General features: G+C 70.0%; 14 protein-coding genes. 9 read left to right on the top strand and 5 right to left on the bottom strand.

Annotated features, from left to right (window positions below; genetic code table 11):
* Positions 1-6 precede the first annotated feature (6 nt).
* From ACLJO0_RS14020 to ACLJO0_RS14000, 5 genes are all read left to right on the top strand, one after another.
* Positions 7-789, top strand: a complete 783-nt coding sequence (locus ACLJO0_RS14020; protein ID WP_410578975.1) for a DUF1989 domain-containing protein — start codon at positions 7-9, stop codon at positions 787-789.
* Entirely contained in the window at positions 786-1,397 is a 612-nt protein-coding gene (locus ACLJO0_RS14015; protein ID WP_396557519.1) for an urea amidolyase associated protein UAAP2, read from the top strand. Before ACLJO0_RS14020 ends, ACLJO0_RS14015 begins: the two co-directional genes overlap by 4 nt.
* Positions 1,394-4,969 carry an urea carboxylase gene (uca, locus tag ACLJO0_RS14010; RefSeq protein ID WP_410578972.1) on the top strand — a complete coding sequence of 1,192 codons (3,576 nt, stop codon included), beginning with the start codon at positions 1,394-1,396 and terminating at the stop codon, positions 4,967-4,969. The genes ACLJO0_RS14015 and uca overlap by 4 nt, the downstream gene beginning before the upstream one ends.
* Entirely contained in the window at positions 4,966-6,579 is a 1,614-nt protein-coding gene (atzF, locus tag ACLJO0_RS14005) for an allophanate hydrolase (RefSeq protein ID WP_410578970.1), read from the top strand. Before uca ends, atzF begins: the two co-directional genes overlap by 4 nt.
* Positions 6,580-6,775: 196 nt before the next feature.
* A complete protein-coding gene (locus ACLJO0_RS14000) occupies positions 6,776-7,363 on the top strand; it encodes a D-alanyl-D-alanine carboxypeptidase family protein (RefSeq protein ID WP_410578968.1) in 588 nt (195 codons plus the stop codon).
* A gap of 58 nt (positions 7,364-7,421) precedes the next feature.
* Here the strand turns inward: ACLJO0_RS14000 and bla are convergent, their stop codons facing one another.
* A complete protein-coding gene (gene bla, locus ACLJO0_RS13995; protein ID WP_410578966.1) occupies positions 7,422-8,342 on the bottom strand; it encodes a class A beta-lactamase in 921 nt (306 codons plus the stop codon).
* Between the two features lie 185 nt (positions 8,343-8,527).
* Between bla and ACLJO0_RS13990 the strand changes: the two genes are divergently transcribed.
* From ACLJO0_RS13990 to ACLJO0_RS13980, 3 genes are all read left to right on the top strand, one after another.
* Positions 8,528-9,760, top strand: coding sequence for a thiolase family protein (locus tag ACLJO0_RS13990; protein WP_093934543.1), 1,233 nt, complete (start codon positions 8,528-8,530; stop codon positions 9,758-9,760).
* A complete protein-coding gene (locus ACLJO0_RS13985; RefSeq protein WP_410578964.1) occupies positions 9,760-11,871 on the top strand; it encodes a 3-hydroxyacyl-CoA dehydrogenase NAD-binding domain-containing protein in 2,112 nt (703 codons plus the stop codon). The genes ACLJO0_RS13990 and ACLJO0_RS13985 overlap by 1 nt, the downstream gene beginning before the upstream one ends.
* A 245-nt stretch (positions 11,872-12,116) precedes the next feature.
* A complete protein-coding gene (locus ACLJO0_RS13980; protein ID WP_410578962.1) occupies positions 12,117-13,712 on the top strand; it encodes a PHP domain-containing protein in 1,596 nt (531 codons plus the stop codon).
* 40 nt (positions 13,713-13,752) lie between these two features.
* Here the strand turns inward: ACLJO0_RS13980 and ACLJO0_RS13975 are convergent, their stop codons facing one another.
* The 4 genes from ACLJO0_RS13975 to ACLJO0_RS13960 all read right to left on the bottom strand — a co-directional run bounded on the left by ACLJO0_RS13975 (position 13,753) and on the right by ACLJO0_RS13960 (position 18,001).
* Positions 13,753-14,577, bottom strand: coding sequence for an aldo/keto reductase (locus tag ACLJO0_RS13975; RefSeq protein ID WP_410578960.1), 825 nt, complete (start codon positions 14,575-14,577; stop codon positions 13,753-13,755).
* A 26-nt stretch (positions 14,578-14,603) separates the two neighbouring features.
* Complete coding sequence (locus tag ACLJO0_RS13970) at positions 14,604-15,731, bottom strand: sensor histidine kinase (RefSeq protein ID WP_410578958.1); 1,128 nt, start codon at positions 15,729-15,731, stop codon at positions 14,604-14,606.
* Positions 15,728-16,405, bottom strand: coding sequence for a response regulator transcription factor (locus ACLJO0_RS13965; RefSeq protein WP_007033550.1), 678 nt, complete (start codon positions 16,403-16,405; stop codon positions 15,728-15,730). Before ACLJO0_RS13965 ends, ACLJO0_RS13970 begins: the two co-directional genes overlap by 4 nt.
* 111 nt (positions 16,406-16,516) lie before the next feature.
* Complete coding sequence (locus ACLJO0_RS13960) at positions 16,517-18,001, bottom strand: PucR family transcriptional regulator (RefSeq protein WP_410578955.1); 1,485 nt, start codon at positions 17,999-18,001, stop codon at positions 16,517-16,519.
* Positions 18,002-18,111: 110 nt separating this feature from the next.
* On the opposite strand from ACLJO0_RS13960, the gene ACLJO0_RS13955 reads away from it, so the two are divergent.
* Positions 18,112-19,563: a sodium:solute symporter gene (locus tag ACLJO0_RS13955; RefSeq protein WP_410578953.1), complete on the top strand. Its 1,452-nt coding sequence runs from the start codon at positions 18,112-18,114 to the stop codon at positions 19,561-19,563.
* Positions 19,564-19,575 lie beyond the last annotated feature (12 nt).

The following is a 19,575-nucleotide window of genomic DNA, read 5'->3' as shown; positions in this document are numbered from 1 at the left end:
GGTTCCATGAGCACGACATCGACCACGTACGGCGCTCGCGACCACGCCCGCGCCCAGGCGGGCACGGTGACCGAAGCGATGCCCGCCATCCCCGCGTCCACCTGGCCGGACCCGCCGCCCGGAATCGACCCGGCGAAGCTGGTCTGGGCCGAGACCGTCGCCGGCGGCGGCTACACCCACAAGGTCCTCGCCCGCGGCACCGAACTGCGGCTGACCGACGTCGAGGGCGACGCCTGCGCGCATCTGCTGCTGTTCAACGCCGACCAGCCCTGGGAGCGGCTGAACGTCGCGGACACCGTGAAGGTCCAGTGGAACGCCTATCTCGGCGAGGCGATCGCGCTGCTTTCGGATCAGGCACGGGTGCTCGCGACCGTCGTCACCGACGAGAGCGGAAAGCACGATGCCCTCTGTGGAACGTCCACTGTGGACGGCAGAACACTGTTCACGCTCGCCGCGGCCAAACACGGCCTCACGCCGCGCGACCTCCCGCCGAGCCTGTCCTTCTTCCAAGGCGTCCACGTGGAGGCCGACGGCGGACTGACGTTCACCGGTTCGGCCGGTCCCGGCAAATCCGTGGTCCTGCGCACGGAACTCCCGGTGATCGTCCTGATCGCCAACGTGCCGCACCCGCTCGATCCGCGCCCGGACCACACGGTCACGCCGCTGCGCGTCCTCGCCCAGCGCTCCGCGCCGTCCACTCCGGACAGTCCTGAATGGACTGCCTCGCCCGAGGCGCAGCGCGCCTTCGAGAACACCGCCGACTACCTCACCGCAAGGGGCCTCGCATGACGATCATCTCCGACACCGAGGTCGCCGCACGGGCGCCGTATTCCACCGTGCTCCGCGAGGGCGAGACACTCGCGATCATCGATCTCGGCGGCAACCAGGCCGTCGACTTCCTCTGCTACGACGCCGCCGACACGGCGAAGAGATACAGCGCGGCCGCCACGATCGCCGCTCAGCGCAACATCTTCCTCACCACCGGCAGCGTGCTGCGCACCGGCGAGGGCGCGCCGCTGCTGACCGTCGTCGAGGACACCTGCGGGCGGCACGACACGATCGGCGGCGCCTGCAGCAAGGAGTCGAACAGCCTCCGCTACGGCCAGCACACGCGATACCAGCACGCCTGCGTCGAGAACTTCCTGACCGAAGGGGCCAAATGGGGCCTCGGCAAACGGGATCTGGTCAGCAATGTCAACTGGTACATGAACGTGCCGGTCGAACAGGACGGCACGCTCGGCATCGTCGACGGCATCTCGGCGCCCGGCATGGAGGTCAAGCTGCGCGCCGAAACCGACGTCCTGGTCCTGGTGTCGAACTGCCCGCAGATCAACAATCCGTGCAACGGCTTCGACCCGACGCCGGTCCGGATGATCGTCACCGGCGGTGCCGGGTGAAGCTGCTCGTCGCCAACCGGGGGGAAATCGCGGTCCGTGTCCTCCGGACCGCCAGGGAGATGGGGATTCCGACGGTCGCCGTCTACTCCGACGCCGACCGTACGGCCGCGCACGTACGGCTCGCCGACGAAGCCGTCCGGCTCGGCCCGGCACCGGCGAGGGAGAGTTACCTCCTCGCCGACGCCATCATCGAAGCCGCGTTGAAGACCGGGGCGGACACGATCCACCCGGGTTACGGCTTCCTGTCCGAAGACGCCGCTTTCGCCAGGGCGGCGGAAGCGGCCGGGATCCGGTTCGCCGGACCCACCGCGGACCATCTAGAAGTCTTCGGCAGCAAGCACACCGCACGGGAGAAGGCCGTCGAGGCCGGTGTCCCGATGCTGCCCGGCACCGGGCTGCTGGACACCCTCGCCGACGCCGAAACCGCGGCCGCCATGGTCGGCTATCCGGTGATGCTCAAGGCCACCGGCGGTGGCGGCGGGATCGGCATGCGGGCCTGCGCGTCCGCCGTCGAACTGCGGAACGCCTGGGAAGCGGTGCAGAGCATCGCGGCCAAGAGCTTCTCGACCTCGGGCGTGTTCCTCGAACAGCTGGTGACCCACGCGCGGCACGTCGAGGTCCAGGTGTTCGGCGACGGCGCGGGCAAGGTGCTGGCGCTGGGCACGCGGGACTGCACCCTGCAGCGGCGCAACCAGAAAGTGCTCGAAGAATGCCCCGCGCCAGGGCTTTCCGAAGCGATGCGGGAGAAACTGGTCTCCGCGGCCGTCGACCTGTGCGCTTCGGTGCGCTACCGGTCGGCCGGGACGGTCGAGTTCATCTACGCCCCGCGGCGGGAAGTGGCCGCGTTCCTGGAAGTGAACACGCGGCTTCAGGTCGAACACCCGGTCACCGAGGCGGTGTACGGGATCGACCTCGTCGAGTGGATGCTCCGGCTCGCCGACGGCGACACCGGGATGTTCGCCACCACGCCGGCGCCGCGTGGGCACGCGGTCGAAGCGCGGGTCTACGCCGAGGACCCGGCCGCCGGGCACCGGCCGAGCGCGGGCCTGCTGACCCGCGCCGACTTCCCCGAAGGCGTCCGGGTCGACACCTGGGTCGAGGCCGGGGCGAACGTGACGACGCATTACGACCCCTTGCTCGCCAAGGTGATCACCGTCGGCGCGGATCGGGAGGAGGCGCTGGCCGCGCTGAGCGTCGCACTCGGCGAGAGCCGGGTGGACGGCGTCCGGACGAACCTCGGCCAGTTGCGCGCGGTCGCCGCCGATCAGCGGTTGCACGAAGTCACGCACGACACCGCGACGCTCGACACGATCACCGATCCCGAACCGCGGATCGAGGTCCTGCGGGGCGGCACGATGACCACCGTCCAGGACTGGCCGGGACGGCTGGGGTTCTGGCACGTGGGTGTCCCGCCGAGCGGGCCGATGGACGATCTGTCGCTGCGCCTTGGCAACCGCGCGCTCGGCAATCCCGAAGGCGCGGCGGGCTTGGAGTGCACTGTAGACGGTGTCTCGCTGAAGTTCACCGACGCCGCAATCGTTTGCGTCACGGGATCGCCGTCGCCGGTGGCCCTTGACGGCTCGCCTGTTCCACAGTGGACTCCGGTCGAGGTCCCCGCGGGCGGCGTGCTCGACGTCGGCACCGGCACCGCCGGGCTCCGCGCGTACGTGCTCGTCCGCGGCGGGATCGACGCGCCGGACTTCCTGGGCAGCGCGGCGACGTTCACCCTGGGCGGCTTCGGCGGGCACGGCGGGCGGGCGCTGGCGACCGGTGACGTCCTCTCCCCCGGTCCGGAACCGGAGAAGGCCGTGACCGGTCCGGTTCCCGAAGCCGAACGGCCGCTCTTCGCGACGCACTGGGAGATCGGCGCGTCCGAGGGACCACACGCCGCTCCGGAGTTCTTCACCCCGGACGACGTCGAAACGTTCTACGCCACCGACTGGGAGGTCCACTTCAACTCCGCGCGGACCGGTGTCCGGCTCGTCGGGCCCCGGCCACGCTGGGCACGGGAAGACGGCGGGGAGGCGGGCCTGCACCCGTCGAACATCCACGACACGCCGTACGCGATCGGTGCCGTCGACTACACCGGCGACCTGCCGATCCTGCTGGGACCGGACGGGCCGAGCCTCGGCGGGTTCGTCTGCCCGGCGACCGTGGTGACCGGGCAGCGCTGGAAACTCGGCCAGCTGCGGCCGGGCGACACCGTACGGTTCGTGCCGATCACCACCGAGCACGCCTCTTCCTTGCGGGACACGCCCCACACCTCGGTCAAGGCGAGCCGGAAACCGATCGACGACGGCGGCATCCTCGGCCGTCTGTCCACATCGGACGAGAACCCCGAGGTCACCTACCGGCGCAGCGGCGACGACAACCTGCTGATCGAGTACGGGCCGATGAAACTCGATCTGGCCCTGCGAATGCGGGTCCACGCCCTGGCCGATCGGCTGGCCAGAGAAGGGCTCGAGGGCGGCGGCGGTGTCATTGACTTGACCCCGGGCATCCGCTCGCTGCAGATCCACGTCGACCCGGACGTGCTGCCGGTGCCGAAACTGCTCGGTCTCGTGCAGGAGGTGGAGCACGATCTGCCGCGCACCGCCGATCTCGTGGTGCCGAGCCGGACCGTGCGGCTGCCGTTGTCGTGGGACGACCCTGCGACGCGCGAGGCGATCGAGCGGTACATGGCGGGCGTCCGCGACGACGCGCCGTGGTGCCCGTGGAACATCGAGTTCATCCGGCGGGTGAACGGTCTGTCCAGTGTGGACGACGTCTACCGCACGGTGTTCGACGCGGAATACCTGGTGCTCGGCCTCGGCGACGTCTATCTCGGCGCGCCGGTGGCCACTCCGCTGGATCCGCGGCACCGGCTGGTCACCACGAAGTACAACCCGGCCCGCACCTGGACCGCGGAGAACTCGGTCGGTATCGGCGGCTCGTACCTGTGCATCTACGGGATGGAAGGCCCCGGCGGCTACCAGTTCGTCGGGCGGACCGTGCAGGTGTGGAGCGGCTGGCGGCAACGCGGCTCGTTCGAACCGGGTTCGCCGTGGCTGCTGCGGTTCTTCGACCGGATCTCGTGGTACCCGGTGACCGCCGAGGAACTGCTCGACCTGCGGGCACGGAGTTCGGCGGGGGAACTGGAACTCGACATCACCGACGGCGAGTTCGCGCTGGCCGACCACGAACGGTTCCTTGCCGACAACGCCGCCGACATCGCGTCGTTCCGGGCGAAGCAGAGCGCGGCGTTCGAGGCGGAGCGGCAGGCCTGGGCGGCGGCGGGCGAATTCGACCCTCGCCCCGAGCCCGTCGGCGCGAAGGTCCCGACCACGAAGGTCGAGGCCCCGCCCGGCGGACACGTCGTCGAAGCACCGTTCGCCGCGACCGTGTGGCGAGTGGACGTCGACCCCGGTAAGAAGGTCGACCCGGCGGAGACGCTCGTGATCCTCGAAGCGATGAAGACCGAGGCGCGGATCCCCGCGCCCGCCGCCGGGGAGGTCGTCGAGGTGCTCGTCTCCCCCGGCGATCAGGTCGCCCCCGGCACGCCGCTGGTGGTACTGGGAAGGAGCGCGGGATGAGCGTGCTGGAACGGGTGCGCGCCGCGTACCACCGGATCGCGCGGGTCGACCGGCCCGAGATCTGGATCGACCTGCGTCCCGAGGCGGACGTGCTCGCCGACGCGGAGAAGCTGGAAGCCCGGCGTGCGGCGGGGGAATCCTTGCCGCTGTACGGAAGACTGGCCGCGGTCAAGGGCAACATCGACGTCGCCGGGCTGCCGACGACAGCGGCGTGCCCGGAGTACGCCTACCAGCCGACCGAGGACGCGCCCGTGGTGGCGCGGCTGCGGGCGGCCGGGGCGCTGATCCTGGGCACGACCAATCTGGACCAGTTCGCGACCGGCCTGGTCGGCACGCGCAGTCCGCACGGCGCGGTCCGGAACGCGATCGACCCGGCGTACGTTTCGGGCGGGTCGAGTTCGGGGTCTGCGGTCGCGGTGGCGCTCGGCATCGCGGATCTCGCGCTCGGCACCGACACCGCCGGATCCGGACGGATCCCGGCGGCGTTCAACGGGATCGTCGGCCTCAAGCCGACGCGCGGTCTGCTGCCGACGACCGGTGTCGTGCCCGCTTGCGCGAGCATCGACTGCGTGACGGTGTTCGCGCGGTCGGTCGACGAGGCTTCGGCGGCCTTCGCGTGTCTCAGCGAGCCGCGGGATCTTCCGGTGGTCCACCGGCCTTTCCGGATCGGCGTGCCGGACGCTCTCGGTCCCCTTCAGGAAGGGTGGGCGGACGCGTTCTCCGCGGCGGCTCACGAGTTCCGTGACGCGGGAGCCGAGCTGGTCACTGTCGACATATCGGCGTTCCTGGACGCGGCGCGACTGCTGTACGAAGGCGCCTTCGTGGCCGAGCGGTACTCGGCGGTCGGCGAGTTCATCGACGCCCACCCGGATGCCGTCGATCCGGCCGTGCGGCAGATCATCGGTGCGGCGAAGGACATCCCGGCGCATCGGTTGTTCACCGATTTGGCCGCGCTCGACGGTCTTTCGCGTGAAGCGTCGGCAGTGTTGTCCACTGTGGACTGCCTGCTGCTGCCCACGACGACCGGGCACCCGACGATCGCCGAGGTCGAGGCCGATCCGCTGGGCGTGAACGCCCGGCTGGGCCGGTTCACGAACTCGACGAACCTGCTGGGCCTGTCGTCGCTCGCCGTGCCCGCCGGGACCGTCGGCGGGCTGCCGTTCGGGGTGATGCTGGTCGGCCCCGCGTACGCCGACCGGATCCTCGCCGACGTCGCCCGGCTGGTGCCGCGGCGGACGCGGATCGCCGTCGTCGGCGCCCATCTGCGCGGACAGCCGCTGAACCACGAACTGACCTCGCGTGGCGGGCGGTTCGTTTTCTCCGGATCGACCGCGGCCGAGTACCGGCTCTACGCGCTGGACACCGTGCCGCCCAAACCCGGGCTCGTCCGGGTCGCCTCGGGTGGCGAGCCGATCGAGGGCGAGGTGTGGGACCTGCCTTTGAGCGGCTTCGGCGAGTTCGTGGCGGGCGTTCCCGCGCCGCTGGCGATCGGGAAGGTGCGGCTGGCCGACGGGAGTGAGGTGTCGGGGTTCGTTTGCGAGCCGGCGGCGGTGGACGGCGCCGAGGACATCACCGGGTACGGCGGGTGGCTCGGGTATCTGAGCCGCTGAGGCTCGCTTGGTCAAAACCTGTTGTCCTGAAGGGCACCTTTGAGACGTTGAAGGTCTCAAAGGTGCCCTTCAGGACACGACACCTCTGCGGTGCGCGCCGCCCACCAGGGGTTTTCCGATTCGGTTGGCCTCCAGGGACGTTCTGGGAACAACGTCACAAACCCTGGCGGCCCGCCGGAGGCTGGGTAGCTTCGGAGTGGTGCCCACCACAGTCATCTCCAGCCGCCGGACCGCGATCAGCGTGCTCGTGGCGCTGGGTCTCGTCGGGATCGCGATGGTGACGCTGGGAGCCACCGGCGTGGCCGTCAAGACGGTGAACGGGCAACCGCTCGCGATCCTCGAAGAGGTCCCCGGCCCCGAGAGCGGGCCGACGTGCGCCGTCGACAAACGCTATGTCGACGAGGACACCTTCGGTATGCGCCCGGACGTGATCGAAGCGTGGAACGCCATGCGTGCCAAGGCCAAGGCACAGAACATCACGCTCTGCGTGAACGACGGCAAGCGCAGCCGGAGTCAGCAGCAGCGCGAGTTCGACAAGGCCGTCCAGCGGTTCGGCTCCGTGGAGCAGGCCAAGAAGTGGGCGCTGCAACCGGAGACGTCCATGCACGTCAAGGGAATCGCCGTCGACATCCAGCCGCTGAACTCGGCCGCGTGGGTGGACAAGCACGGTGGTGCGCTCGGCTGGTGCCGCCGCTACGACAACGAGAAGTGGCACTTCGAGTACGACCCGGCCTATGCCACCGGCGGCTGCCCCGCCCTGCTCCCCAGCGCCACCGGCAACTAACGCGTAACTCGCGTGATTGGACCCGTAACTCGCGTGATTGAAGGCGTAACTCCTCCAATCACGTGAGGGTTTCGGCCACGTACTTCGCGGCCTCGGCGAGCAGCGCCTGGTCGTAGGGGGCGTCCTTGGCCGCCTTGCTGGACATGATCGCCAGCACGATCGGGGCTTTGGCCGGCGGCCATACGACGGCGATGTCGTTCAAGGTGCCGTAGTCGCCCGTCCCGGTCTTGTCGGCCACGGTCCAGCCGGGCGGCAGGCCCGCCCGGATCCGCTCGGCGCCGGTGGCGTTGCGCTGGAGCAGATCGCGGAGGAAGTCACGTTTGTCGGCCGTGAGCGTGTCGCCCAGCACGATCTCGCGGTAGTCGGCGGCGAAAGCGCGCGGAGTCGTGGTGTCGCGAAGGTCGCCCGGGGTGGCCTCGGTGATGGCCGGTTCGACCCGGTCCATCCGTGTGACGGTGTCGCCGAGGCTGCGCGTGAACGCCGTCAGCGCGGTGGGGCCGCCGAGGTCCCGCAGCAGCAGGTTGCCCGCGGTGCCGTCGCTGAACCGGACGGCGGCGTCGCACAGCTGGCGGATCGTCATGCCGGTGGCGACATGCTGTCCGGTGACCGGTGCGTGTTTCATCAGGTCTTCCCGGGAGTAGCTGACCCGGGTTTCCAGATGCGACAACGGGTTGCGCTGCAGGACGGCGGCCGCCGCGACCCCTTTGAACGTCGAGCAGAACGCGAACCGCTCGTCCGCGCGATGTTCGACCGTGCCGCCGCTTTCGGTGTCGAGCGCGTACACGCCGAGCCTGGCATCGAACTTCTTCTCCAGCTCCATCAACCGGTCGTGGAACTGCCGGGAGGGAGAAGGCGGGGGCGGCGGAGGAGGGGCCGACGGGCTCGGCGGTGGCGTCCCGCGAGTGCAGGCGGCCAGCGGCGCCAGGGCCGCCATCCCCAGCAACGCGCGACGGGTGACGGCCGGCCCCGGCGATGTCATCGTGATCCCTCCCCCTGATCACTTCGAACATAGCAACTTCCCCACCGCCCCCGGATCGGCCAAGCGGCCGACCCGGGCGCACCCGGGAGTGTGCCTTCCCCCACTCGACCGGGCCACCATCCTGGTTACCGACGGGTAACCGGGGCTAGGGTGCGGACAGGACTACCTCTACTTCAGGAGCATTCGTGGCCGCAGGAGCAACACCGCTCGCGCCGAACGCGCGGTCGGTACGCAATGTCGCCTTCGTCGAAGGGGTGCGAACGCCCTTCGGCAAGGCAGGCGAGAAAGGCATGTACGCCGGCACCCGTGCCGACGACCTCGTCGTCAACGCCATCCGTGAACTGCTGCGGCGGCATCCCGAGCTGCCGCCCGAACGCGTCGACGAGGTGGCGATCGCCGCCACCACCCAGATCGGGGACCAGGGCCTGACCATCGGCCGCACCGCCGCCCTGCTGGCGGGCCTGCCCAAGTCGGTGCCCGGTTTCGCGCTGGACCGCATGTGCGCGGGCGCGATGACCGCGGTCACCACGACCGCGAGCGGCATCGGCTTCGGCGCGTACGACATCGCCATCGCCGGCGGCGTCGAGCATATGGGCCGCCACCCGATGGGCGAGGGCGTCGACCCGAACCCGCGCATCATCGCCGACAAGCTCGTCGACCCGACGGCGCTCGTGATGGGCCAGACCGCGGAGAACCTGCACGACCGGTTCCCCGCGATCACCAAGCAGCGCACCGACGCCTTCGCCGCGCGCAGCCAGGAGAAGTACGCCGAAGCGGTGAAGACCGGCAAGATCGGCCCCGAGCTGGTCCCGGTCGCGACCCGTTCGAAGGAACTCGGCTGGGGTCTCGCGACCGAGGACGAGCCACCGCGTCCGGGCACCACCGTCGAGCAGCTCGCCGGGCTGAAGACGCCGTTCCGCCCGCACGGCCGGATCACCGCGGGCAACGCGGCCGGTCTCAACGACGGCGCCACCGCGGCCCTGCTCGCCGACGAGGACACGGCCCGCGAACTCGGCCTGCCGATCGGCATGCGCCTGGTGGGCTACTCCTTCGCCGGTGTCGAACCGGAGGTCATGGGCATCGGCCCGGTGCCCGCCACCGAGAAGCTGTTCAAGCGCACCGGTCTGTCGATCGACGACATCGGCCTGTTCGAGATCAACGAGGCGTTCGCCGTCCAGGTGCTCGCTTTCCTCGACCACTTCGGCATCGCCGACGACGACCCCCGCGTCAACCAGTGGGGTGGCGCGATCGCCTGCGGTCACCCGCTCGCCTCGTCCGGTGTCCGGCTGATGACGCAGCTTTCGCGTCAGTTCGCCGAGCGCCCCGACGTGCGCTACGGCCTGACCACCATGTGCATCGGTATCGGCATGGGCGGCACCGTGATTTGGGAGAACCCGGCCTTTGAGGGGGCGAAGTAATGACTTTCACCGCTGAGCAGGCGAAAGCCGCCTTTCCCGACGAGGTCGTCACGAACGCGGTCACGCGGCTGGTGAAGGTGCCCGGCCTCGACAAGCCGGTCGCGCTGATCACCCTGGACAACGGCCACGACCACACCCGGCCGAACACCTTCGGCCCGCAGGGCCTGGTGAGCCTCAACGCCGCGATCGACGCCGCCTTCGCCGCGGAACCCGCCGCGATCGCGGTCACCGGCAAGCCGTTCATCTTCGCCGTCGGCGCCGACCTTTCCGGTGTCGAAGCGGTCGCGGATCCGGCGCTGGCGCGGGAGATCGCGCAGACCGGACACGACGTGTTCCGGCGCCTCACCGAAACCGAGATCCCGACGTTCGGGTTCATCAACGGCGCGGTGATGGGTGGCGGGCTCGAACTCGCGCTTTCCTGCCACTACCGCACGCTTTCGGAGAACACCGCCGCGATCGCGTTCCCCGAGGTCTTCCTCGGCCTGTTCCCGGGCTGGGGCGGCACGCAGCTGCTGCCGAACCTGATCGGGCCGGACGCCGCGGTCACCGTGATCATCGAGAACGCGCTGGCGCAGAACAAGATGCTCAAGGTCGCGCAGGCGGCGGAGCTCGGCATCGTCGACGAGGTCTTCGGTTCGGCCGACTACCTCGAGCAGTCCCTCCTGTGGCTGGCGAAGGTCGTCAACGGCGAGATCACCCCCGCCCGCCGCGAGATCGACCGCGGCGCGGGCTGGGACACCGCGATCGCCCGCGCCAAGGCCATTGTGGACGGACGCACCAAGGGTGCCTCGCCCGGCGCGACCAAGGCCGTCGAGCTGCTGGAGCTGGCCCGCGAGAACGATCTGGACCGCGGTTACGCGGCCGAGACCGACGGGCTCGCCGAGCTGCTCATGGACGACACCCTGCGTGCCGGGCTGTACTCGTTCAACCTGGTCAACAAGCGGGCCAAGCGGCCGGCGGGTGCACCGGACAAGTCGCTGGCGCGCAAGGTGAACAAGGTCGGCATCGTCGGCGCGGGCCTGATGGCCAGCCAGATGGCGCTGCTGTTCGTCCGCCGCCTCAAGGTGCCGGTGGTGCTCACCGACGTCGACCAGGAACGCGTCGACAAGGGCGTGTCCTATGTGCACGGTGAGATCGACAAGCTGCTGGCCAAGAAGCGGGTTTCGCCGGACGGCGCGAACCGGCTGAAGGCGCTCGTCACCGGCTCGCTCGACAAGGCCGCTTTCGCCGACGCCGACTTCGTGATCGAAGCGGTGTTCGAGGAACTGGGCGTCAAGCAGAAGGTCTTCGCCGACCTGGAGCAGTACGTGTCCCCCGAGGCGATCCTGGCGACGAACACCTCGTCGCTGTCGATCACCGCGATGGCGTCGCAGCTCAAGCACCCGGAACGCGTGGTCGGGTTCCACTTCTTCAACCCGGTCGCGGTGATGCCGCTGCTGGAGATCGTCCGCGCGGAGAAGACCGACGACACCGCGCTGGCCACCGCGTTCGCCCTCGGCAAGCAGCTCAAGAAGTCGAGCGTGCTGGTCAAGGACGCGTCCGCGTTCGTGGTCAACCGGCTGCTGCTGCGGTTCCTCGGCGAGGTGCTGGTGACCGTCGACGAGGGCACGCCGTTCGAGGTCGCGGACAAGGCGCTCGAGCCGCTCGGCCTGCCGATGACCCCGCTGACGCTGATGCAGCTGGTCGGCCCGGCGATCGCCCTGCACGTCGGGGAGACCCTGCACGAGGCGTTCCCGGACCGGTTCACCGTCAGCGAGAATCTCGACCGCTTCGTCAAGGCGGGCAAGAAGGGTGTCTGGCAGTGGGACGACAAGGGCAACGCCACCGTCGACCCCGAGGTGGCCGAACTCTGGCAGCGCGGCGACTCGCCGTCGACCTCCGAGCAGGTGCGTGACCGCGCGCTGGCCGCGATCGCCGAGGAGATCCGGATCATGCTCGACGAGGGCGTGGTCGCCGAGGCGCAGGACATCGACCTGTGCCTGATCCTCGGCGCGGGCTGGCCGTTCTGGCTGGGCGGCATCACGCCGTACCTGGACCGGGCCGGGGTGTCCGAGAAGGTCAACGGCAAGCCGTTCCTGGCGCCGGGCGTGGCGAGCGTTCCGCTCTCCTGACCTCTGCCAAAAGGCCACCGTCGGCGATCTCTTGATCGCAGGCGGTGGTCTTTTGCGTTTCTCGTGGATTTCGTGGCGGACAACTGCGTTTTCATGAACACTTAGTGTCTGTTCGAAAAGCCCGTCTCCCCGGCCATCCCCCGGGGAGACGGGCTGCGTACCGCGACGGCGACGATCGTCACACGGCGCCGCGCGTTGGCCGTCCGGTCACCGCCCGTTCAGCGAAGCTCTTTAGCGTGCCGCCGGTGAACAGCGAAAAGCACGGCGTCGACCGCCGCGGATTCCTCAAGCGTGCGGGCCTCGTGTCCGCGGCGGCCGCGGGCGCGCCGCTCGCCGCCACCACCCCGGCGGAAGCGCTCGACCTCGACATCGATGCCAACCGGCTCTTCGGCCGGGACCGCTACCGGTGGCTGGTGGGCGATCACCACATCCACACGCAGTATTCCTACGACGCGATGTACACAGTGGACGGAATCGCCGACGCCGCCCGCCGGCACGGTGCGGACTGGGCGGTGATCACCGACCACGGCCACGCCGCGCACGAGAAGTCGTCGGTCGAGCGGACCAACGCCGCGATCCGGGCGGCACAGCGCGAGCACCGCGATCTCCTGCTGTGGCAAGGCATGGAGTGGAACGTGCCGGGCGCCGAGCACGCGACGCTGTTCTTCCAGGCCGGCGCGGACCAGGCCGCGAAACTGCGCGAGTTCGAGCGCGCCTTCGACTGGCGGCTGACCGGGACCGAAACGGGCACGCCGGACAACGAGGCACTGGCCGTCGCGGCGATCCGCTGGCTCGCCGCCGAAGAGCGGGCACGCCGGATCCACGCGCCGGTGGTGGTGATCAACCATCCGCTGCGCAACGGCCGGATCGCCCCGCACGAGATCCGCGCGCTGCGCGACGCCGCGCCCGGCATCGTCATCGGCATGGAAGGCGCGCCGGGCGCGCAGGCCGACGGCTTCCCGAAACCGCTCGGGAGCGGCGGTGGCGCGCGCGGCGGTTACGGCAACTCCCCCGGCGCGAACTCGTGGCCGGGCTTCCCGGAATCGGCCTACCGCACCTACGGCGGCTTCGACTGGAGCACCGCGACCGTCGGCGGGCTGTGGGATTCGCTGCTGGCCGAAGGAAAGCCGTGGTGGATCACCAGCAACTCCGACTCGCATTACAACCGCGGCGACACCCACGTCCGGCCCGGCGTCCCGGACGGGTACTACGACGAGCACGGCGCCTACCCGGACCCGATCGACACCGGCGTCCCGCAGACCCTGCCCCCGTACGCGGACTTCGCACCCGCCGAGTTCAGCCGGACCGTCGTCGGCGTGTCCCGTCGAAGCCACGAAGGTGTGCTGGAAGGCCTGCGTGCGGGACGCGTCTGGGTGACACACGGCGGACTCGCGCAGGAACTGGAGTTCGGCGCGTACAGCGGCTGGAGCTCGGCGACGATGGGCGGCAGGCTGCGGGTTCGGCGCGGGGACGACGTCACGGTCGTCGTCTCGGCGAAACTGGCGGCCCGGCCCAACGGCGGCGGCGCGATCCCCCGGCTCGCGCGACTCGACCTCGTTTCGGGACCGGTGACCGGCCCGGCCACCGACCGGGACACGCAGACCGCTCCAGGCACGCGCGTCGCGCGGTCCTTCGAACCGCGGTGGGCGCCGGGGCGGCGGGTGGCCTTCCGGCACACCTTCCGCAACGTGCGCGAGCCGTTCTTCGTGCGGACGCGCGGCACGGACGGCAAGAAGCACGTGCCCGGCGGGATCGAACCGAGCGCCGACGTGATCGGGCAGTCGAACCCGTTCGAAGACCTGTGGCTGTACGGGAACCCGATCTTCGTGGACGTGCGGTAACGGATGGCCGCAAGTAGGTGACTACTTGCGGCCATCCCACTCACGCGCCGAGGGTGTCCGGATCCGGTCCCAGCCGCTTCCCCTGCTCCAGCGTCGCGATCGCGGCGCCGTCGTGCGCGTCGAGCGCGAAGTCGAAGACGTCCATGTTCTCCTTGATCCGTTCCGGCGTGACGGATTTCGGGATCACCAGGTGGTTCATCTCGATATGCCAGCGCAGGACGATCTGCGCCGGGGTCTTGCCATGCTTCTCCGCGATCGTGGTGATCTTCTGGTCGGCGAGCAGTTCTCCGCCGCGCGCCAGCGGGCCCCACGCCTCGGTGAGGATCTCGTGCTTCTCGTGGAAGTTCCGGAGCAGCGGCTGCTGCAGCCACGGGTGGCATTCGATCTGGTTCACCGCGGGGACCGTCCCGGTCTCCTCGATCAGCCGCTCCAGATGCGGGATCTGGAAGTTCGAGACGCCGATCGCCTTCGCCCGGCCGTCCGAGGCGATCTTTTCCAGCGCCCGCCACGTTTCCACGTACTTGTCCTGCGACGGCAGCGGCCAGTGGATCAGGTACAGATCGACGTACTCGAGACCGAGTTCGCTCAGGCTGGTGTCGAAGGCACGCAACGCCGAGTCGTAGCCGTGCTCGGTGTTCCACAGTTTCGTGGTGACGAACAGTTCCTCGCGGGGCAGCCCGCTGGTGCGGACTGCCTCGCCGACACCGCGTTCGTTGGCGTACAGGGTCGCCGTGTCGATGGCGCGGTAACCTGCCTCGATGGCGGCGCGGACCGCGCCGACGACCTCGTCGTCGCCGATCTTGTACACCCCGAACCCGAGCTGGGGAAGGGACGTTCCGTTGTTCAGCCTCATGCTGGGGACCATCCTTGAACCGTAACCCCAGCGGCAGGTCAAGGCAGAGCGGGAAGGTGGACGGTCACCGAAAGACCGCCGCCCACAACGGGTTCCGCGGACACCGTGCCGCCGTGCGCCTGGACCGCGGCCCGCACGATCGACAGCCCCAGACCGGCGCCGGTGCGGGCGGTCCTGGCGACGCCTGCCCGGCGGAACGGCTCGAACAGTTCGGGGACCGCGGCCGGGTCGAGCAGACCGCCGGAAGACCGCACCCGCAGCACCGACCACTGTGGACCGGCCTGCGTGACGACGTCCAGCCAGCCGCCCTCGACGTTGTGCCGCACGGCGTTCTCCAGCAGATTGCCCGCGATCCGTTCCAGCAGCGCGGGATCACCGAACGTCGGCGCGCCCTGGGTCGCGAATTCGGTGCGGATACCGCGTTTCTCGGCGTCGGCGCGCACCGCCCGCCAAGCGATCGCGACGACCACCGCGAGATCGGCCGGTTCCCTGGCCACCAGCCCCGCGCCGTCCGTGCGCGCGAGCAGCAGCAGCGAACCGACCAGCCGCTCGGCTCGTTCGGTCGCGTCGCGGACGACACCCGCCATCCGGCGTAATTCGGCTTCGTCGGCCTGCTCGTCGGCCAGGGTGACGTCGAGTTCGGTGCGGATGACCGCGAGCGGCGTCCGCAGTTCGTGGCTGGCGTTGGCGACGAAATGCCGTTGGGCGTCGAACGCGGCCTGCAACCTGTCGAGCATGTCGTCGAAGGTCTCGGCCAGTTCGGCGAGTTCGTCCTTGGTGCGAACCTCGCCGATCCGCTCCCCCATCGATTCGATCGACAGACGCCGCGCCGTCCCGGTGATCTCACGCAACGGCTGCAGGACCCGCGCGGTGAACGTCCACGCGAGGATCCCCGCCGCCAGCACGACGAAACAGAACGCGGCCGCGCCGAACAGCAGCACCCGATTCCGGGCGTACACCCGCAGATGCTCGGTGACGGCGGAAGCGTCGACCTCGACGCCGTCGACCCGCACCGTGGTGCCCGGCGGCAGCTGCGGAACCGCGGAAACCGCGTCACCGACCAGATTCCAGGTCAGCCAGAGCAACAGGAGGCTGACCAGCGCCACCAGCCCGGTCGCGAGCAACGTGACCCGCGCGCGCAGGCTGCGGGCACCGGACAGGTTCACCCGCGTGCGGTCCCCTGCTCCGGCACCCGGTAGCCGGAGCCGACGACGGTCTCGATGATGCCCGGCTCGCCGAGTTTCTTCCGCAGTGTCATCACGGTGACCCGGACGGTGGTGGTGAACGGGTCGGCGTTCTCGTCCCACACGCGTTCGAGCAGTTCCTCGCTGCTGACCACCGAACCGGCGGCCGACAGCAGCACCTCCAGCACGCCGAACTCCTTGCGGGTGAGCTCGACCGGACCGCTCGCGCGGCGGACGGTCCGCCTCGCCGGATCCAGTTCGACGTCGCCCGAAGTCAGCAGCGGCGGCGCGGCCGGGGTCGCGCGACGACCCAGCGCCCGCACCCGCGCGACGAGTTCGGGGAAGGCGAACGGCTTGGCGAGATAGTCGTCGGCGCCGAGGGAAAGCCCGTCGACGCGGTCCGAAACGGAACTGCTCGCGGTGAGCATCAGCACGCGGGTCAGCTCGCCGGACGCGACGATCTCGCGGCACAGGTCGTCACCGGACATACCGGGCAGGTCGCGGTCGAGCAGCACGACGTCATACCGGGTGACGGCGGCCTTCTCGTGCCCGTCGTCACCGGTGAGCGCGATGTCCACCGCCATCCCCTCGCGCCGCAGGCCGCGTGCGATCGCGTCGGCGAGGGGTTCTTCGTCTTCGACTACCAGAATTCGCACGACCCTACGTTGCCACAGATTCCTGAGAGTGACCTGATTGGACCAACCGGCGGTGACCGTTCGGTGCAGGTGGTCGTGAGTGGCGATTCGGGTTAGGACCCGAATCGCCACTCACGACCAGCGCAGGGCGAACCACAGGCGCATCCGGACCTCCGGATCCGCCAGGTCCACGCTCAGCGCCCGTTCGATCTGCCCGATCCGGTGCCGGACGCTGTTGCGGTGCACGCCGAGTTCGGCGGCCGTCCGATCCCAGCCGCCGTGGTGCGCGAGCCAGGTTCGCAGCGTGTCGACCAGTTCGCGGTCGCCCTTCTGGTCGAGTTCGCGCAGCGGCGCCAGCGCTTGGGCGGCGAACCCGGCCGCCGCGTCCGGGGCGATCAGCGCGTCCAGGCCGAGCCCGGACGCCTCCGCCACGACCGGCCGTTCCAGCGCGGCGGCCCGCCGCAGCAGCAACTCCACTTCGGCGCGCGCCTCGGGGAGCCGGCCGGGTGGGACGGGCGAACCCACGACGGCGAGCCACCCGTCGGCGCGGAGCCGGTCGAGGTCGCCGATCTCCGGCGCCTCACGGACGATCGCGGTGAAGCGTGGCCCGGGCAGCAGCCGCACGAGCGGGGTGTCGAGCCGGGCGCGCAGCCAGTCGTAGCGCGCGGCGACCTCGTTCGGCCCTCGGCGGTAAGCGATCCCGGCGACCAGACGGCGTTCGTCCCCGCCGATCACGTCGGTCTCGCCCAGCAGCAACGACGTGGCGGTGGCACCCAGTCCGGCCGCGTCCGAACCCGCGCGGCCCACCAGCCCGAGCAGCGCCGCCCCGACCGACAGGATCGAGCGGTCCGCGCCGTCGAACCGTTCGACGCGGCCGACCACGACCAGATGTGACGCCGTCGCCTGTGGGTACACCGGTTGCGCGACGACGTGCGTGCCGTCGGCCAGTTCCGTCGTCGCGCTGCGGATCCCCCGGCCCGCCCGCAGCGTGGCGACCAGTTCCCGGACCTCGTCCGGCAGTGGGGACGGCGCGCCGTGGTCGGCGGCGAGGACGTCACCGACCCCGACCAGCGCCACCCACGCCCGCAGCCGCCCGGCCAGCGCGCTCGCGAGTTCGCCGAGCCCGTCGCCCGCGGCCCTGGTCAGCGCCTCGCGCGCGGCCGCGATCCGCCGCTGTTCCCGCTGCCCCGCCTCGGCGAGCGCGACCGACACGGCCCGGCTGATCGCCAGGAACGGCGTCCGCGGCTGGACGACGAGCAGCGGCAACCCGTGCCGCGCGCAGGCCGACCGCAGTGCCGGCGGCAAAGTCTCGTGGGTGCCCGGCGTCAGCCCGAAGCCGAGCGCGGAGATGCCGCTGTCGGCCAGTCGCCGGACGTAGCGGTCGACCTCGGACGGCTCCACCGGAAGGTTCACACCCGCGGTGAGCAGCAGTTCCGCCCCGAGCAGGTACGGCGCGGGATCCCGCAGCTCGCTGACGTGCGCCCAGCGCACCGGGGCGTCGAGCGCGTCCGGGCGCAGGGTCTCCACGACCGGGTCGAGTGCCAGTTCCGGGTTGCCGACCACGGCCCGTAACGGGACATTCACATCCGAGTCGAACGGATCGCGACTTTGGGTCATTTCGTCCTCGATTTCCGACGCCTTGGATGGATCATCCCATGTCGTTCAAGGAGCGAACGAACCTACGGTGGCCCGAACGAAGCGAACCGCCCCAAGGCAAGGAGGACACCGTGGCCGGTGACTACGCGGTGATCGCGCTCTACATAGCGGGCATGATCGGGGTCGGCTGGTTCGGTCTGCGGCTGGCCAAGACCAAGTCCGACTACCTGGTCGCGGGCCGCCGCCTCGGCTGGTTCATGTATTCGGGCACGATGTCCGCGGTCGTCCTCGGCGGCGCTTCGACGGTCGGCGGCGTGAAACTCGGCTACACCTACGGCATCTCCGGCGCCTGGCTCGTGATCGCGATCGGCGTCGGCATCCTGGTCCTGCACACGCTGTTCGCGCGGCGGCTGGTGAAACTGCGCGTCTACACCGTCGGCGAGATGCTCGACCTGCGCTACGGCGGCTCCACGAGCGCCATCTCCGGCGTCGTCATGTGGGCGTACACGCTGATGCTGACCGTCACCTCGACGCTGGCCTTCGCCACCATCTTCAAGGTCCTGTTCAACGTGCCGAGCTGGGCCGGGATCGCCATCGGCGGGTCGATCGTGGTGCTCTACTCGGTGCTCGGCGGCATGTGGTCGATCACCCTGACCGACATCGTCCAGTTCGTCATCAAGACCATCGGCATCCTCTTCATCCTGCTGCCGGTCTCGATCGTCTCGGCGGGCGGCTTCGACGGGATGGCCGCGCGGCTGGACGAGAGCTATTTCGAACTCACCGCCATCGGCGGCGACACGATCCTCACCTACTTCCTCATCTACAGCTTCGGCCTGCTCATCGGCCAGGACATCTGGCAGCGCGTGTTCACCGCGAGGACGCCGGGCATCGCCACCGGCGGCGGCGTCATCTCCGGTGTCTACTGCCTGGTCTACGGTCTCGCCGGCGCGCTGATCGGCACCGCGGCCAAGACGCTGTACCCGAACCTCGCCAGCGCGCAGGACGCGTTCGCGACCATCGTCGAGGATCAGCTGCCCGCCGGGGTCCGCGGCCTGGTGCTCGCGGCGGCGTTGTCGGCGATGATGTCGACCGCGAGCGGCGCTCTCATCGCCTGTTCCACGGTCAGCACCTCGGACCTGCTTTCCAAACTGGGCCTCAAGAAGGCCGTCAACGAGGTCACCAGGAACCGCGTCACCACGCTGGTCCTCGGTGTCGTCGCGATCGGCATCGCGATGGTCGTAGACGACGTCGTCAACGCGCTGACCATCGCCTACGACATCCTCGTCGGCGGTCTGCTGGTCGCGATCATCGGCGGACTGGCCTGGAAACGCGGCACTCGTCAGGGCGCGCTCGCGTCGATGGTCGTCGGTACCGTCGTGGTCATCGCGTTCATGTTCGTCGACGGCGTCGAGGCCAACAGCCCGATCTACTGGGGTCTCGGCTCCAGCCTGGCGGTGTACCTGCTGGTCAGCTTCCTCACCCCGCGTACCTCCGACGAGATCCTCACCGTGTGGACCCGCCGCCTGAACGGCAGCGCGGTCGCCGAAGAAGAAGAGGCGAAACTCGCCGCTTCGAAGTCCTGAAACCCTTACACC

The organism is Amycolatopsis sp. lyj-108 (assembly GCF_046549005.1).
Classification (GTDB): domain Bacteria; phylum Actinomycetota; class Actinomycetes; order Mycobacteriales; family Pseudonocardiaceae; genus Amycolatopsis.
This window is presented reverse-complemented; position numbering and strand designations above follow the sequence as displayed.

Coding starts and splice junctions, on each gene's coding strand:
- ACLJO0_RS14020 (WP_410578975.1), top strand. CDS start 7: ATGAGCACGACATCGACCACGTACGGCGCTCGCGACCACGCCCGCGCC.
- ACLJO0_RS13985 (WP_410578964.1), top strand. CDS start 9,760: ATGACTTTCACCGCTGAGCAGGCGAAAGCCGCCTTTCCCGACGAGGTC.
- ACLJO0_RS14015 (WP_396557519.1), top strand. CDS start 786: ATGACGATCATCTCCGACACCGAGGTCGCCGCACGGGCGCCGTATTCC.
- ACLJO0_RS13975 (WP_410578960.1), bottom strand. CDS start 14,577: ATGGTCCCCAGCATGAGGCTGAACAACGGAACGTCCCTTCCCCAGCTC.
- ACLJO0_RS13960 (WP_410578955.1), bottom strand. CDS start 18,001: ATGACCCAAAGTCGCGATCCGTTCGACTCGGATGTGAATGTCCCGTTA.
- atzF (WP_410578970.1), top strand. CDS start 4,966: ATGAGCGTGCTGGAACGGGTGCGCGCCGCGTACCACCGGATCGCGCGG.
- bla (WP_410578966.1), bottom strand. CDS start 8,342: ATGACATCGCCGGGGCCGGCCGTCACCCGTCGCGCGTTGCTGGGGATG.